Source organism: Variovorax sp. R-27 (assembly GCF_049913215.1).
GTDB lineage: Bacteria > Pseudomonadota > Gammaproteobacteria > Burkholderiales > Burkholderiaceae_C > Variovorax.
Map to the genome: position 1 here is coordinate 3,652,444 of NZ_CP183984.1, position 15,266 is coordinate 3,667,709.

The window sequence follows — 15,266 nt, forward strand, 5'->3', positions numbered from 1 at the left end:
CCCGGCGGCACCGCCGCCCCTCCCCTTTCCCGACAAGCTCCATAAAACCATCCAACACCGGAGACAACCAACCGTGAACCCCATCGAACAAAGAACCATCTCCAAGATCAGCTGGCGGCTCCTGCCGCTGCTCATGGTCAGCTACTTCATCGCCTACCTCGACCGCGTGAACCTCGGCTTTGCCGGCGCGGCCATGTCCAAGGACCTGGGCTTCACCGCCGCCGTGTTCGGCAGCGCCGCCGGCATCTTCTTTCTTGCCTACTTCCTGTTCGAGGTGCCGAGCAACATGGCGCTGGAGCGCTTCGGCGCGCGCCGCTGGATCGCCCGCATCATGTTCAGCTGGGGCATCCTCTCGGCGGCCCAGGCCTGGGTGGGCGGCTCGACCAGCTTCAACATAGTGCGGTTCCTCTTGGGCATTGCCGAGGCGGGGTTCTTCCCGGGCGTGATCTTCTACATCACGCTGTGGTTTCCGGCGGCGTACCGCGCGCGCATCGTGGGCTGGTTCATGTTCGCCATTCCCATCTCGACCGTCATCGGCTCGCCGATCTCTGGCTACATCCTCAACATGGACGGCGTCGGCGGCATGCACGGCTGGCAGTGGCTGTTCATCCTCGAGGCGATTCCCTCGCTGATCCTTACCTTCTTCGTGCTGATGTACCTGCCCGACGGCCCGAAGGACGCCAAGTGGCTCACCACCGAAGAGCGCAGCTGGCTGGAGCAGACGCTCGACTCGGAGCGCCGCAACCGCGAGTCGATCAACAAGATCTCGTGGAAGCAGTCGCTGCTGAACCCGCGCGTGATCGGGCTGGGCTTTGTCTACATGGGCATCACCGTGCCGCTGTACGGCCTGAGCTTCTTCCTGCCGCAGATCATCAAGGGCTTCGGCGGGCTGAGCAACGTGGAGATCGGCTTCATCAACGCCTTTCCTTACCTGGTGGGCGCCATCGCGATGCTGTTCTGGACGCGAGCGTCGGACGCGCGCAAGGAGCGCAAGTGGTTCCTGCTGATTCCGCTGGCCTGCATCTTCATCGGCCTGGTGCTGGCCGCCCAGACCAGCGCGCCCATCCCGAAGATGGCCGCCGTGACGCTGGCCGCCTTCGGCATCTTCAGCGCGCTGCCCACCTTCTGGACCTTGCCCACCGCCATCCTGAGCGGCACCGCGGCTGCGGCGGGCATTGCGTGGATCAACTCCATCGGCAACCTGGGCGGCTACATCGGCCCGACGATCTTCGGCGCGCTGAAGGACCGGATGGGCAACGACATCTACGCCGTGATCTTCCTGGCGCTGCTGTCGGCGGTGGCGTTCGGGCTGGTGCTGATCATCGGGCACGACTCGCGCACCGAGCAGGCTGCGCCTGGGCGGGCCTGATTCGGGTTAGCCCCAACGCCCCCGGCCCTGCGCCCCGTGCAATTTTTCACGCCACAACCGCTACCAAATGTCATCTAAATGTGGCGCCAGGGCGTTCTGCAAGGGCGCCCGTTGAACGACGCATTCCTTTGATCGATGTCTTTGCTTAGAAAGAACCCCATGAAGACCAAGCAGCTCATCCTCTCCAGCATCCTCGCGTTCGCCGGCCTTGCCATGCTGGCACCGAGCATCGCCTCGGCCGCGCCGTACCACCCCAAGAAGCACAAGGTGTGCAAGTGGGACGCGCGTCATCACCACCGTGTTTGCCACTGGGTGCGTTGATTCCCCCGGTGTAACCCGCTTGAAGAAGCCCGCTGATGCGGGCTTTTTCATGGGCGACTGAAACGGGCTTTCAAGTCAATACAGCGTCGCCCGCTGCCGTGCCGGCAGCTCCCGGTCATACGTCTCCCCATCGAACTCCGACGCGGTCAGCGCCGAAAGAATCGCCCCCGGCGTCGGCACCTCGCGCTTCGCATCCGCCGGCACCGGCGCCCACAGCTTCGACCGCTGGATAGCCCGGGCGCACTGGAAGAACACCGTGTCGACGGTGATCCGGATCACGCATTGCGGCGGCTTGCCGTCCATTGCGAGGCGTTCGAGCAGCGCTGGCTCGACCGTGATGTGCGCCCTGCCGTTCACCCGCAGCGTCTCGCCGACCCCGGGGATCAGAAACAGCAGCGCCACGCGCGGGTCGGCCACGATGTTGCGCAGGCTGTCGATGCGGTTGTTGCCGCGGCGCTCGGGCATGAGCAGCGTCTTCTCGTCCTGCACAACGACAAAGCCCGGCGGATCGCCGCGCGGCGAGGCGTCGAGGCCGCCGGGGCCGGTTGTGGCGAGCACGGCAAAGGGCGACGCGGCAATCAGCGCCTGGTAGGCCGGGTGCAGGTACGGAACCTCTTTCTTGAGCGAGGCCTCGCCGGCTTCGCCGAACAGGGCTTCGAGCTTCGTCACGGTGTCGATGGCGTGCGGTGTCGTGGTCATGGCGATGATTCCTGAGTAAAGAGTGTGACGGTTCAGCCGGCCGTGCGCGCAGCATCGGCCGCGGGCGATGACGCGCTCCAGCCGCAGGCCAGCGCCGCCAGCGCAAGAAGCGCTGCAGCCACGCCGTAGATCCAAGGCGGTGACGCAACCGGCAGCAGCAGGCCCGCGATCAGCGGCCCGGTGCCGGCGCCGATGTCGCGCCACACCGAGCGCGCGGCCAGCGCCTGCACGCGCTCCGGACCGGGCGTGCGCCGGGCCACGATGGGCGGCAGCAAGGGCAGTTGCAAGGCGCGCAGCACCACGATCAGCGCCGCGCAGCTCCACAGCCAGCCAAGGCCGAAGCCCACGAGCGCAATGGCCGTGACGAGCGACAGGCCCACCAGCAAACGCTCGGCGCCGAAGCGCTCGGCCATGTGGCCGCCGACCGGGCTCAGCAAAATCTCCGCCAGGTAGCGCAGCGCCATCAGCACGCCGGCCACGATCACCGCGCCCCCCGGCAGCAGGTCCTTGCCGAGGTACGAGAGGCCGACGATGAAGAGCCCGTCGAGCGTCAGCCCTTCCATGAACGACCAGCTGTCCAGGCTGTTGGGCCGGCTGAAGCGCCGCTTCGGCTTGGCCACAGGGTGCGGCACCGCCGGCAGCCGCCGAGTAACGAACCACGCAAGCAGCGAAAACACCGCGAGGATGCCGAAGATCGTGCGCGGTCCGCTCCAGTGCGCCAGCAGCGCACCCAGCGGCAGCGCCAGCACCGGCCCTACCGCGATGAAGGCGCGCGAGCGCCCGTTTCGCCGAGCCGCACCCACCGGGTCGGCCGTGGCCAGCGCCTGTGTCGACAGGTTCAGTGCCGCGAAGCACAGGCCCCACATCAGCCGCAGCGGCAGCAGCGCCCAGAAGCCCGAGAGCGTGGCGTAGCCCAGTCCGCACACTGCCGCTGCCAGGACGGCGATGGTGCAGGTCAGCCGGTCGCCGTTGCGGGCGTAGAAGCGTGCAACGAACCCATAGCCAGCAATGCGCACCAGCCGGTTGGCCGCGAGCAGCATGCCGGCCTCGGCCAGTGTCACGCCGAACTCGCTGGCATACATCGGCAGCAGCAGGTAGAGCACGACGTCGGCCGGTAGCGAAAGACCGAGCGCCATCGCCGCGTGGCGGGAATTCAGGTCAGTGGGGGTGGGGTTGGAAGCGAGGGGTATGCGTGACATCGAGCCCTGATGGTGCGCCGCCACATGCCACCCCGACAAACGACATTAACGCCCGCCATGCGTGAGAAAATCGCACGCATGCCGCTTCGAGAGCCTCCCCTCAACGCCGTGCGGGCCTTTGCCGCCGCGGCGCGCCACCTCAGCTTCACTCGCGCAGCGCTCGAACTGCATGTCACGCACAGCGCGGTGAGCCGGCAGATCAAGAGCCTGGAAGAGTTCCTTGGCGTCGCGCTGTTCGAACGACGCATCCGCCAGGTCGCGCTGACTGCCGAGGGGCAGCAGTTCTTCGCGGAGGTGGAGCCGGCGCTTGCGCAGATCGGCGCGGCGGCGCGCTCGCTGCAATTGCAGGGGCCCGCCCGGGCGGTGCGGATCAACGTGCGCCCTTCTTTCGCAGTGCGATGGCTCATTCCGCGCCTGCCTTCCTTCGTCGAGCGCTATCCCGACATCGAGCCGCAGGTTGTCACCAGTACCGTCATGCCTGAACAGGCCATCGACAGCTTCGACATCGCGGTGCGCCGCGGGCTAGACGGCTGGCCGCCTTCGATCGAAGTGCAGCCCTTTCTCGAAGACGAGGTGCTGGTGGTCGGCGCGCCCGCGTTGTTCGAGACGCATCCGTTGCCCGACCTGCGCGCCCTCGCCTCGCACGTGCTGCTATCGGCCAAGACGCGCAAGGACGACTGGGACGCCTGGAAGAAGCAGGTCGGCGCCCCGCGCACCCGTCCGGCGGGCCGGCTGCAGTTCGACCACCTGCACTTCGTACTCCAGGCCGCGGTCGACGGACTGGGCGTTGCGCTGGCGCCGACCTCGCTGGTGTCGCACGACCTGGCCTCGGGCCGCCTGCAATCGCCGCTACCTGCGCTGCGCATGACGCTGGAGCGCTATTACTACGGCCTGGCGACCGACGCCGCACCGGAGGCGGCGTACGTGGCCGAGTGGTTCGAGGAAATGCAGGCCGGGAGCGCCTAGGGCCTGTTCACACTATTTCCGGGGTCGCGAAGGTCAGCCAGCGAGGGCCAATCAAGGCGCGTGACGCCGCGCGTGCATGCGCACGCGCAAGGAACGCAACGCCGAGTGGCCCTCGCTGGCTGACCTTCCCGCAGGGTTGGCGGGCCAAGGGGCTGTCTGCGGCGTTGCCCGCGCTTGCAAGGCTTCAGCCTTGCTGCGCCCGTGCGCCTTGCATCCAGCCCCTTGGCCCACCAACGCGACCCCGGAAATAGTGTGAACAGGCCCTAGCCAATCAGCCGACGAGCGAGCGAATCACCTCCGACACGCCCACCTTGCCCCTACGCACGCTCGCATCGCTTCCCTCGAAGCGAATCCATCCTTCGTTGAAGCCGTCGAGCATCTGGATGCGCGGCACCGGGTCGCGCATGCCCTGCGCGCGGAAGATCGCGCCCCAGGTCTCACGCGGCACCACCTCCGCGTGCACCGGGCGGCCCAATACCTGCGAGAGCGCAGCTGCAATCGCGTGCTGCGTCAGCCGCTCGGGGCCTTCGAGTTCGACGATGCGCGGCGCCTCGCCTTCTTGTACAAGGAGTTCAGCGGCAGCGCTGCCCACATCGGCCGTGGCCACCATCGGCACGGCCCGCTCCAGCGGCTGCAGGTAGCTCGACAGCACACCCTGCTCGCGGGCCTGAGCAATGTCCCAGCGCAGGTTCTCAAGGAACCACGCCGGCCGCAGGAACGTGACCGGAAACGGCAGCGTGCGCAGCGCTTCTTCCATCAACGTGCGCTGGCTCAGCAGATTGGGCTGCGCGGCCTGTGCGCCGACGGTCGACAGGCACACCACGCGCGGCGGCCGGGCGGTGTCGAGTGCCTGGCGCACCGCGGCGTTCTCGGCCCTGGCCTCAGGAAAACCCGGCTCGGGGTCGAAGTTCGGCGGCGGCAGCACGAAGACGCCGGCCGTACCCGCGAAGGCCCGCGCCAATGCCGCGGCATCGTCCATCGCTGCGATGGCGACCTCGCAGCCGAGCTCCGCCCAGGCACGGCCCTTGGCTTCGTCGCGGACGACCGCGCGAACGGTCTTGCCCTGGGCCAGCAAAGCGCGCGCGACGGCGCCGCCGACCTGGCCCGTGATTCCGGTAATTGCGTACATGAGACTTTCTTTCTTCACTTGATTGCGATGGAGCGAATCGTAGAAACGCCTCATCTTTGAGTAAAGCGACCTCAAGGCATATCATTCGTGACAACTGATCACGAATAAAAAGATGACTCTCGACGGACGCCTTCTCTCCAACGTCAGCGTGCTGGCCGCCGTGGTCGAAGGCGGCAGCTTCGCCAGCGCCGCCAACGCACTCGGCCTCACGCCCTCCGGTGTGAGCCGCGCCATTGCCCGGCTCGAGGGCCGCATCGGCGTGCGGCTGTTCGACCGCACGACCCGCTCGCTGAACCTCACCGACGAGGGCCGGCTGCTCTACGCCAACATCAATCCGCTGGTGCTCGGCATCGAGGACGCGGTGACGATCGCTTCGGGCGCATCCGGCGCGGTGCGCGGGCGCCTGCGCGTCAACACCGACGCATTCACCTCTCGCCTGCTGCTGGCGCGGCACCTGCCGCGCTTTCTTGCGCTGTACCCCGAGCTCACGCTGGAGCTGATCGCCCGCGACCAGCTCGGCGACCTGGTGGCAGAGGGCTTCGACATCGCCGTGCGCTTCGGCGAGCCGCCGTCGTCGTCGCTGGTGGCCCGCAAGCTGATGGACTCGCGCGTGGTTACCGTGGCCACGCCGGCCTACCTGGCGCGGCACGGCCACCCTGCCAAGCCAGCAGACCTCGTCGGCCATGCCTGCCTGCAGGTACGCAACCCGGCCACGGGGCAGCCCTATACGTGGGAGTTCCAGCGCGGCCGCAAACTCGTGAAGGTGCCAGCCACCGGACGACTGCTGCTCACCGACCCGGGCACCGTGCTGGAGACGGTGCTCGCCGGCATCTGTGTGGCGCAGATCAAGGCCGTGGGCATTCAGCCGCAGCTCGACGGCGGCGAGCTGGTCGATCTGTTTCCTGATTGGCCCGATGAGCGGCTTCCGCTCTATGCGCTCTATCCGTCGCGCCACCTGCCGGCCGCGAAGGTACGTGCGTTCATCGATTTCGTGATGGAAGTCGTCGCGCCCGCGCCTTCGCCTGCATCGAAGCCGAAGCCGCGGCGCTGATGCTCGCGCGTCCGGAAACGGCCAGCGACATGAGCCCTCCGATCGCACGATGAGGGCATGACCCATACAACACTCACAACACCGCTCCCCCGTTCCTTCCTGAACCTCGCGTGGTCCAACCTCGCCGCGCAGTCCGCCGAGCAACTGAGCCTTGCGGCCGTGCCGCTGGTCGCCGTGCTGGCACTCGGCGCAGGGCCGGGCGAAATCGGTTTTCTCGCGGCGGTGCAGACGCTGCCCTTCCTGCTGGTCTCGATGCCCATGGGCCTGCTCGCGGATCGCATGTCGCGGCGACAGCTGATGGTTTGGGCCGAGGGGCTGCGGGCGGTCTCGCTGCTGGTGCTGCTAGCGATGGTGTTCGCATCGAAGCTCAGCATCGGCTGGCTGGCGGTACTCGGTTTCCTGGGTGCTGTCGGCACCGTGGGCTTCAGCGTCGCGGCGCCCGCGCTGGTGCCGGCGCTCGTGCCGCGCGAAGCACTGGCAACGGCCAACGGGCGACTCGAACTGGCGCGCAGTGCCGCGTTCACCGCCGGCCCCGCACTCGCGGGTGCACTGGTGGCGTGGGCCGGTGCTCCTGCTGCGTTCGTGCTGGCAGCAGTGCTGTCGGTGGCGGCCGTGGGCCTGCTGCTGCGCTTGACCGAAGCACCGCGCGCACCCGCCTCCGGACGGCATCCGCTGCTCGAAGTGCGCGACGGCGCGCGCTTTGTCTGGCAGCACGACATGCTGCGGCCGATGCTGATGACCGGCGCGGTGTTCAACATCTCATGGTTCGTGCTGCAGGCCGGGTATGTGCCCTATGCAGTGCGGGTGCTCGGCCTCGGCGCGCAGGCGGTCGGCTTCACGCTGGCGATGTACGGCGCGGGCATGGTCGTTGGCGCGCTGCTCACGCCGCGCGTTGTGGCGCGCCTGCCCTTCGGCCGCGCGATCCAGGTCGGCCCCGCGGTCGCAGTTGTTGCAGCAGCGACGATGGCAGCCACGCTCCTGGTGCCGACCGCCGCGCTGGCCGCGCTCTCGTTCTTCCTGTTCGGCGCAGGGCCGATGGTCTGGGTCATCACCTCGACCACGCTACGCCAGAGCGTGACGGCTTCGACCATGCTGGGCCGGGTGTCGGCCGTGTTCCTCACGATCAATGCGGGAGCGCGGCCCATCGGCGCGGCGCTCGGCGGCCTGGTTGGTGCGGCCTGGGGCGAGCCGGCGTGCCTGCTGCTGGCGCTGGCCGGGTTCGTTCTGCAGGCGGCGATCATCTTCGCGTCGCGCATCGCGGGGCTGCACCGGTTGCCTGTGCCGGCCACCTGAGCTTCGTTTACTCCAGGTCGGGAAGCACCATCGACTCCAGCGAGTCGAGCGGCAGCCAGCCATCCGGTACGTCAACCAGAGCGGACTCCTGCGCACGAACTCTGGTGGGCTTTCTTACAGGCTTCTTGGCGAGTGGATCGACCGTGGAAAGCGAGAACACCCTCCTGACCGGACCGCCCGTGAAGCTGAGCCCGGTGAGCCGCTCGACTTCATTGATCTGGACCTGGAAGGTCTTGTAGGCATCGAAAGGAATCTCGCGTGCAGCCTCGATGCCAAATTCCTCGATCACACCCGACTGATCGAGGATGTAGGCCGTGGCAAACAGCTTGCCGCTAGCCGTGATCGCCGCGACGACTTTCCAGAAGCGAACCGGGTACTGGATCTTCGGGTACTTGTCCCAGACCGGGTCGCTTTCTTCGAGGATGGGGCCCGTGATGACCTGCGCCCTGAACTTGTCGAGCTTGATCGCGTCCTCGAAGATGTGGCGTTCGATGCCCTGCCAGAGCTCCTTGTTCTGATTGAACTTGGAATGCTGGGGCGTGCAGTTGCTCCAGTGGCAGGTATCTGCCGCAGTGGTGAGCGCAGCCAGGCGGGTGGCTCCGTATTCCATGTCTTCACGGCGCGTCAGATGGCCACGGTCGAACTGGTTGTTCTCGTAGTAGAAGTTGGTCAGCTGTGCGCTTGCGGGAATCCGCGGGTCCTGCCTCCACACATCCGCCGGCCGGGCCAGTTCGAACCGGCCGCTGAAGTCGACGTTGGCTGCCGAGTAGAGAGCCAGCCGCCTCGCCTTGTGCATCACGAGGCTGTAGCCGTGATAGTTCAGCACGTTCTCGCCCGGGGGGCCGTCGACCAGTTCTACCGTCTCCTTCGCAAGAGCCTTGCCAAGCAGCGGCAGATGCACCGACATCTCGGGCTTACCCGGCGCGAGGAACCCGGCTTCGAAGCCTTTGCGATCGTCGTACTTCGCATTGAAGGGCACGTCGATGGCGGGGGCTGGTTTCTTCGCCTTGGCACGTGCGGCTTCTTCGAAAACGCTTTGCGACTCGCGGGCAGCGGGACCGGATCGGAGGACGGAGACGCTTCCATCCGATTCGATGCCGAGCGTCACCGTGAGGGTCCTTCTTCCACCAGATTGCATGTCGTTCATGGTCGTCTTCCGGGTTGGGGTTTGTTGAATGAGCAGACCGGGAAGCGGCAAGCTCCCGGCAGCATGGGTCGCCGTTGACTGCAGCAGGTCGACGGAAGGAAGCATCAGCCGCGAGTTTTCCGGCGTGGCGCCGAAGACCGGCTGGAGCAACGGATGCGCGGGAAGGGCTGCATGAAGCGTCTCGACGATGCGGGAGACGCGGATGCCCTCGTTGGCAATCCACTTGATGTCCTGCTCGCCGTCTTTTGCGGGGTCGTAGTCGCGGCCTGAGATGGTTTGCGTACGGCCATCTCTTTCATCCGGTACGCCGCTGTGGTGGAGCGCCACGACATACCAGTCGTTGCTGAAGACCGGGGAGCCCGAAGATCCTCCGAGCGTGTCGGTCGAATACCAGAGCACGTCGTCCGTGCGCTTGAGAAGCTTGTTCTCGCGCACGCACACCTGTTTGCGGTCGCCGTTGGGGTGCTGGATGATGGTGAGCCACTCACCGTCCGATGCCTTGCCGGTGGCACCTACGAGCGGCAGGAACCCATAGTGTTCGAGCTGGCCATCTCCCACTGTCGAGCTGGAGGTGACGGCCACGACGGTGAAGTCGAGGTCTTTCGAAGTGAAGAAGAGTTCCTGCGCCTGAAGGCTGTAGGTCGTGGGGTTGAGTGCGGCGCCGTCGATGTCGAGTTCGAATTCGAACTGGGCTTCCGAGCGGCGACAGGACTCGATGGATGGCAGAACGTGGTTGTTCGTGATGAGCACGTTCGGCGCTATCAGGAATCCGGTGCCGTAAGCCACAAGCCGCCCTGCCGTGTCCCTGATCAGGATGCGACTGACCGCCTTTGCGGCTCGCGCTCCGCGAGCCAGGTAGTTGACGTCCTGTATCTCGCTGCCGGAGATGATTCGCTCATACGCGACGGCAGATTTTTCATCGTCGCCCAGGCTTTCGCGCAAGAAGCTCCTGCGGTCATCGAGCTGCTTCGGCGTGCTCAGTTCGCGCGGGGTCTTGTCTCTCGCATAGTCGGCAAGAGATCGCAGGTCGATGCCTTCGCTTCGCTCCCGCGCCTTCTCGATTTGCTCAAGCCAGAGTTGCACGCCACGCCTCCCTCGTCCCGTGAGGGTTGCAACTGTGCGTGTTTGCCGACGCTTCTACATCCCCCATTCGAGGGATGCCGTACGTACTAGAAAAGCGACGCCATTCCGTTGGGCCGCGCGTCCTCGATGTCGAGCATGCGCAGCTTGGTCAACGCCCCGCCGCCGGCCGAGAAGCCGCCGGGCTTGTTGCCCGCGGCCAGCACGCGGTGGCAAGGCACTACGGGCGCGAACGGGTTGTGGCCCATGGCCTGACCCACGGCGCGCGACAGGCCCTTGTCGCCCAGCTCTTCGGCGATCTCGCCGTAGGTGCGCGTCTGCCCCGGCGGAATGCGGCGCGCGATCGCGTAGATGCGCTGGTGAAATTCCGACACGCCACGCATGTCGAGCTCGATGTGGCTCAGGTCGTCGTGCACGCCCTGCAGCAGGCCCTGGATGGCGGTGATGGCGCGTTGCGCTGCTTCGCTCGGCGGGCTTTCGCTCAGGTCCGGAAAGCGTTGCTTCATGCGCGCACGCGTGGCTGCCTCGCCGTTGTCGGCAGGCAGTTGCACGCCGACCAATCCGCGCGGTCCCCATGCCAGGGCGCACATGCCAATGGAAGTTTCGAACAAGGCAAAGCCCGTCATGGCGTCTCCTGTGACAGCGAATGCTGGCGCGACGCCAGCACAGCGCCGAGCCAAAGGGCCATTGCCGAAGCCACCAGGCCCCGCGCCAGCCCACCCGGGCCGTCGGAAATCCATCCAGTGACAGTCGGCCCGACGATCTGCCCCAGCGCAAAGATGATGGTGAACATGCTGATGCCCTGCGCCCAGCGCGACGGCGGCAGGTTGTGGCGCACCAGCGCAGTGGTCGAAGCCACCACCGACAGGAACACCCCACCGAACAGCACACCTGAAACCAGCGCCACCGGCGCCGACGCACTCAGCACCGGCAGCAGCGTCGCCACGCCGAGCAGCCCGTTCAGCAGCGCCTGCGGCTGCCCGCCGCGGTAGCGGTCGAGCAGCCCGGCCCACAGCCGCGACGACGCCACGCAGGCAATGCCCAGCAAGGAATAGAACAGCGTGACGAAAGAAGCGCTCGCCCCCTGCTCGCGCAGCAGCGCGATCACGAAAGTCATGTAGCCGATGTAGCCCATGCCGAACAAGGCATACCCGGCGAGCGCCCAGCCGAAGCGATGCAGTGCGACCGGCGGCGCAGCGTCCGTCGAAGCGGCGGCTGCTGTTGGCGCTGGCCTGTCAGGCATCGCGCGGCCAGCCCAGGCCAGCAGGCAGGTGGCCGCTGCACTCGCCAACGCCAGCGCCCACCACGCCCAGGCCCATCCGTGCGGCACGCCCGATGCCGCCCGCAGCACCTGCGGCACGAGCAGCGCCGACAGCAGGATGCCGAAACCAGTGCCGCCGTAGTAGATGCCGAGCAACAACCCACCGCGCGAAGACCCCGCCTCACCAAGCCGCGCTGCAAGCAACCCGCCCGCCACGAACACCCATGCGCTGGCCACCCCGGCCAGCAGGCGCTGAAGCAGCAAGGCCGGCGCGTCGGTCACGAAACCGCTGCCCGCCATGAACACGCTCGCCAGCACAGCCCCGACCACCAGCAGCCGCGTCGTGCCGAAGCGCCGCATCAGCATCGGCGTGATCAGCGCACCGACCAGGTAGCCGACCGCATTCGCCGTGTTCATGCCGCCGGCCAGCGCATAGCTCCAGCCAAGGTCCGCGCGCATGGGCGGCAGCAGCAATGCGTATGCGAAGCGGGTGATACCGAGCGAAACCGCCGCGCCCATCGACAGCGCAAATGCAAGACGCAGCGTGGGCTGCGCAGGGGCGGCAGAAGAAGTGAGCGTTGTCGACATGGGAGCGGGCGGCTGGCCATTTTGCGGCAGGCGCCGCCGCCCTGCCCGCGCCCGCCCGGTCAACCCGCGTCAGGCATCGGGTCGGCGTGCAGCAGATGCCGCTCCAGCAGCACCGCCACATGCACCGCTTCGCGCTGCGCGCCGTCCTCGATCTGATGGCGGCAGCTGGTGCCGTCGGCCACCACGATGGCGCCGGGCTTCGCGCGGATGGCCGGCAGCAGGCTGGCCTCGGCCATCTTCATCGACACCTCGAAATGGCTGGCCTCGTAGCCGAAGCTGCCGGCCATGCCGCAGCACGAGCTTTCGATGAGTTCGGGCTGCGCGCCGGGAATGAGCTTCAGCACCTCCATCACCGGGCTCACCGCGCCGAAGGCTTTCTGGTGGCAGTGTCCGTGCAGCAGGATAGGCGCCTCGGCCGGCTTCAGTGCCAGCTCGAAGCGGCCCAGCTTGATTTCGCGCGCAATGAACTCCTCGAACAGCAACGCGTGCTTCGCCACCATCTCGGCCTTTTCGCCGAAACCCATCACCAGCGTTTCGTCGCGCAGCGTGAGCAGGCACGATGGCTCCAGCCCGACGATGGGCACGCCGGCGCGCGCCAGCGGCACGAGCGCATCGATCAATGCCTCGGCCTTTTCCTTGGCCTGCGCGACCATGCCGCTCGCCAGGAAGGTGCGTCCGCAGCAATGGTGCCCGCCGCGCTTCTCGACCGTGTGCAGCACATAGCCCGCAGCCTGCAGCACGCGCGCTGCCGCAAAGGCGTTCTCGCTCTCAAAGGTGCCGTTGAAGGTGTCGACGAACAGCACCGCCGCCTTGCCGCCGCGCCGCGCAATCGACAACGCCACGTCGCGCTCGACGAACAGGCCGGGTTCGTTGGCCTTGCCGCGCCAGAAGGTGTCGCTGCGCCATTCGGGCAGCGAGCGCTTGGCCGAGAAGCCCAGCAGCTTCTCACCAAGCCATGCGGCGCCGGGCACGCTGTTGCGCAGGTTCAGCAGCCACGGCATGCGACTGGCCTTGTGCGCGTAGTCGGGCAGGTTTGCTACCAGCCTGTCTTTCAGCGTGTGGCCGTGGCGCTTCTTGTAGTGGTCGAGAAACTCGACCTTCATCTTCGCCATGTCCACGCCCGTGGGGCAATCGCGCTTGCAGCCCTTGCAGCCGACGCACAGGTCCATGGTGTCGTGCATGGCCTCACTGGTGAAGGCATCGGGGCCGAGTTGGCCCGAGAGCGCCAGTCGCAGCGTATTGGCGCGGCCGCGCGTCAGGTGCTGCTCGTCGCGAGTCACGCGATAGCTGGGGCACATGGTGCCGGCATCGAACTTTCTGCAGTGGCCGTTGTTGTTGCACATCTCCACGGCCTTGGCGAGGCCGCCGGTGCTGTCGCCGCCGGTGCCGGGCGCGGTCGTCACCTCGGTCACCGGGTCGGCGTTGACGTTCCAGCCCGACCAGTCGAGCACGGGCTTCAGTTCGATGCGGCGGTAGGGCTTGGGCGCGGTCGGCGGCGCGAAACGGAACAGCGCGCCATCGTCCATGCGCGGTGGGTCGATGATCTTGCCGGGGTTGAACAGGCCGATCGGGTCGAGCTTGCGCTTGATGGCGCGAAACGCCTCGTTGATGGCCGGGCCGAACTGCCATTCGATCCACTCGCCGCGGCACAGGCCGTCGCCGTGCTCGCCGCTGAACGCACCCTTGTACTTGCGCACCAGCGCGCTCGCCTCTTCGGCAATGGAGCGCATCTTGGCGGCACCGTCCGCACGCATGTCGAGAATCGGCCGCACATGCAGCGTGCCGACCGAGGCATGCGCGTACCAGGTGCCACGGCTGCCGTGCCGGGCGAACACCTCGGTCAGCGCGTCGGTGTATTCGGCCAGGTGTTCGAGCGGCACGGCGCAGTCTTCGATGAAGCTCACGGGTTTGCCGTCGCCCTTGAGGCTCATCATGATGTTGAGGCCGGCCTTGCGCACTTCCCACAGGTTCTTCTGCCGCGCGTCGTCGGGCATCTCGACCACGCTGCCGGGCAGGCCGAGGTCGCCCATCAGCTCGACGAGCTGCTTGAGCTGCGGCAGCAACGCGGCCTTGTTCGAACCGGAAAACTCCACCAGCAGGATGGCCGCCGGCTTGCCGATCAACGCAGTCTCGACCGTCGGCTTGAAGGCCGGGTTGGCAAGGCTCAGCTCGATCATCGTGCGGTCGACCAACTCCACCGCCGTCGGCCCCAGCTTCACGATGTGCTGCGCCGCGTCCATCGCCGCGTGGAAGGTCGGGAAGTTGACGATGCCCAGCACCTTGGCGCGCGGCAGCGGCGCGAGCTTGAGCTTCAGGTTCTTCGTGTAGGCCAGCGTGCCTTCGGAGCCGATCAGCAGGTGCGCGAGGTTCACGCTGCCGTCTGCCGTGTAGGGCCGCTCGCTCTGGTTGTCGAAGATGTCGAGGTTGTAGCCCGCCACGCGGCGCATCACCTTGGGCCAGTGCTCGGTGATCTGCTCGCGGTGCTGGCGTGCAAGCCCGCGCAAGAACTGCGCGATGCCGGCCGCGCGCACGCCCATCGTGCCGACCGTTCCGAACTCCACCAGTTCGCCACTCGACAACCATGCACTCGCACCCAGCACGTTGTGCACCATGTTGCCGTAGGCGATGGAGCGCGAGCCGCAGGAGTTGTTGCCCGCCATGCCGCCCAGCGTGGCCTGCGCGCTGGTCGACACATCTACCGGATACCACAGGCCGTGCGGCTTGAGCTGTGCGTTCAGGTGGTCGAGCACGAGGCCGGGCTCGACCGTGGCCGTGCCCTCTTCCACATTCACGTCGAGCACGCGGCGAAAGTGCTTGCTGTTGTCGATCACCAGCGCCGCGCCGGTGGTCTGCCCGCACTGGCTGGTGCCGCCTCCGCGCGCGAGCACCGGCACCTTCAGGTCGCGGGCGATGTCGATGGCGGTTGCAATGTCGCCCTCGTTCGTCGGCACGAAGGCGCCGACGGGCGTGATCTGGTAGATCGACGCGTCGGTGGCGTAGCGCCCGCGCGAACCGTCGTCGAACAGCACTTCGCCCTGCGTGTCGGAGCGCAGGCGGCGCGCGAGCAGTTCGCAGGTGTCGTTGGGCGGAAGAACGGTTCCGGCTGGCTGCATGTGGCTGGCGGGATCGATGCGCATGGTGGGTCGTTTTTCTTGTGGCAGGT

12 protein-coding genes are annotated in these 15,266 nt (G+C 67.0%); 5 read left to right on the forward strand and 7 right to left on the reverse strand.

Annotated features, from left to right (window positions below):
* Positions 1-73: 73 nt before the first annotated feature.
* Positions 74-1,369: an MFS transporter gene (locus ACN9MV_RS17070; RefSeq protein ID WP_093074093.1), complete on the forward strand. Its 1,296-nt coding sequence runs from the start codon at positions 74-76 to the stop codon at positions 1,367-1,369.
* A gap of 159 nt (positions 1,370-1,528) precedes the next feature.
* Positions 1,529-1,690: an HHHH-motif protein gene (locus tag ACN9MV_RS17075; protein ID WP_165403270.1), complete on the forward strand. Its 162-nt coding sequence runs from the start codon at positions 1,529-1,531 to the stop codon at positions 1,688-1,690.
* A 75-nt stretch (positions 1,691-1,765) separates the two neighbouring features.
* Here ACN9MV_RS17075 and ACN9MV_RS17080 read toward each other — a convergent pair whose 3' ends face one another.
* Both ACN9MV_RS17080 and ACN9MV_RS17085 read right to left on the reverse strand, forming a co-directional pair.
* A complete protein-coding gene (locus ACN9MV_RS17080; protein WP_307615060.1) occupies positions 1,766-2,389 on the reverse strand; it encodes a pyridoxamine 5'-phosphate oxidase family protein in 624 nt (207 codons plus the stop codon).
* Positions 2,390-2,421: 32 nt separating this feature from the next.
* The gene (locus ACN9MV_RS17085; RefSeq protein WP_426388742.1) at positions 2,422-3,588 is read right to left on the reverse strand and encodes an MFS transporter; all 1,167 of its coding nucleotides are present in this window, start codon (positions 3,586-3,588) and stop codon (positions 2,422-2,424) included.
* Positions 3,589-3,666: 78 nt separating this feature from the next.
* Between ACN9MV_RS17085 and ACN9MV_RS17090 the strand changes: the two genes are divergently transcribed.
* The gene (locus ACN9MV_RS17090; RefSeq protein WP_426388743.1) at positions 3,667-4,554 is read left to right on the forward strand and encodes a LysR substrate-binding domain-containing protein; all 888 of its coding nucleotides are present in this window, start codon (positions 3,667-3,669) and stop codon (positions 4,552-4,554) included.
* Between the two features lie 271 nt (positions 4,555-4,825).
* Here the strand turns inward: ACN9MV_RS17090 and ACN9MV_RS17095 are convergent, their stop codons facing one another.
* Positions 4,826-5,683, reverse strand: a complete 858-nt coding sequence (locus ACN9MV_RS17095) for an NmrA family NAD(P)-binding protein (RefSeq protein ID WP_426388745.1) — start codon at positions 5,681-5,683, stop codon at positions 4,826-4,828.
* Positions 5,684-5,795: 112 nt separating this feature from the next.
* Here ACN9MV_RS17095 and ACN9MV_RS17100 point away from each other — a divergent pair, with 112 nt between their 5' ends.
* Both ACN9MV_RS17100 and ACN9MV_RS17105 read left to right on the forward strand, forming a co-directional pair.
* Positions 5,796-6,734, forward strand: a complete 939-nt coding sequence (locus ACN9MV_RS17100; RefSeq protein ID WP_093074085.1) for a LysR family transcriptional regulator — start codon at positions 5,796-5,798, stop codon at positions 6,732-6,734.
* A gap of 57 nt (positions 6,735-6,791) precedes the next feature.
* Positions 6,792-8,027 carry an MFS transporter gene (locus ACN9MV_RS17105; RefSeq protein WP_426388746.1) on the forward strand — a complete coding sequence of 412 codons (1,236 nt, stop codon included), beginning with the start codon at positions 6,792-6,794 and terminating at the stop codon, positions 8,025-8,027.
* A gap of 7 nt (positions 8,028-8,034) precedes the next feature.
* Here the strand turns inward: ACN9MV_RS17105 and ACN9MV_RS17110 are convergent, their stop codons facing one another.
* From ACN9MV_RS17110 to ACN9MV_RS17125, 4 genes are all read right to left on the reverse strand, one after another.
* Positions 8,035-10,257, reverse strand: coding sequence for a DNA/RNA non-specific endonuclease (locus tag ACN9MV_RS17110; protein ID WP_426388747.1), 2,223 nt, complete (start codon positions 10,255-10,257; stop codon positions 8,035-8,037).
* Between the two features lie 86 nt (positions 10,258-10,343).
* On the reverse strand, positions 10,344-10,880 hold the full coding sequence (locus tag ACN9MV_RS17115) for a methylated-DNA--[protein]-cysteine S-methyltransferase (protein ID WP_426388748.1): 537 nt from the start codon (positions 10,878-10,880) through the stop codon (positions 10,344-10,346).
* On the reverse strand, positions 10,877-12,103 hold the full coding sequence (locus ACN9MV_RS17120; protein ID WP_426388749.1) for a YbfB/YjiJ family MFS transporter: 1,227 nt from the start codon (positions 12,101-12,103) through the stop codon (positions 10,877-10,879). Before ACN9MV_RS17120 ends, ACN9MV_RS17115 begins: the two co-directional genes overlap by 4 nt.
* A gap of 59 nt (positions 12,104-12,162) precedes the next feature.
* Complete coding sequence (locus ACN9MV_RS17125) at positions 12,163-15,240, reverse strand: FAD-binding and (Fe-S)-binding domain-containing protein (protein WP_426388751.1); 3,078 nt, start codon at positions 15,238-15,240, stop codon at positions 12,163-12,165.
* Between the last annotated feature and the right edge of the window lie 26 nt (positions 15,241-15,266).

Coding starts and splice junctions, on each gene's coding strand:
- ACN9MV_RS17090 (WP_426388743.1), top strand. CDS start 3,667: ATGCCGCTTCGAGAGCCTCCCCTCAACGCCGTGCGGGCCTTTGCCGCC.
- ACN9MV_RS17085 (WP_426388742.1), bottom strand. CDS start 3,588: ATGTCACGCATACCCCTCGCTTCCAACCCCACCCCCACTGACCTGAAT.
- ACN9MV_RS17115 (WP_426388748.1), bottom strand. CDS start 10,880: ATGACGGGCTTTGCCTTGTTCGAAACTTCCATTGGCATGTGCGCCCTG.
- ACN9MV_RS17105 (WP_426388746.1), top strand. CDS start 6,792: ATGACCCATACAACACTCACAACACCGCTCCCCCGTTCCTTCCTGAAC.
- ACN9MV_RS17125 (WP_426388751.1), bottom strand. CDS start 15,240: ATGCGCATCGATCCCGCCAGCCACATGCAGCCAGCCGGAACCGTTCTT.
- ACN9MV_RS17100 (WP_093074085.1), top strand. CDS start 5,796: ATGACTCTCGACGGACGCCTTCTCTCCAACGTCAGCGTGCTGGCCGCC.
- ACN9MV_RS17095 (WP_426388745.1), bottom strand. CDS start 5,683: ATGTACGCAATTACCGGAATCACGGGCCAGGTCGGCGGCGCCGTCGCG.
- ACN9MV_RS17120 (WP_426388749.1), bottom strand. CDS start 12,103: ATGTCGACAACGCTCACTTCTTCTGCCGCCCCTGCGCAGCCCACGCTG.
- ACN9MV_RS17080 (WP_307615060.1), bottom strand. CDS start 2,389: ATGACCACGACACCGCACGCCATCGACACCGTGACGAAGCTCGAAGCC.
- ACN9MV_RS17075 (WP_165403270.1), top strand. CDS start 1,529: ATGAAGACCAAGCAGCTCATCCTCTCCAGCATCCTCGCGTTCGCCGGC.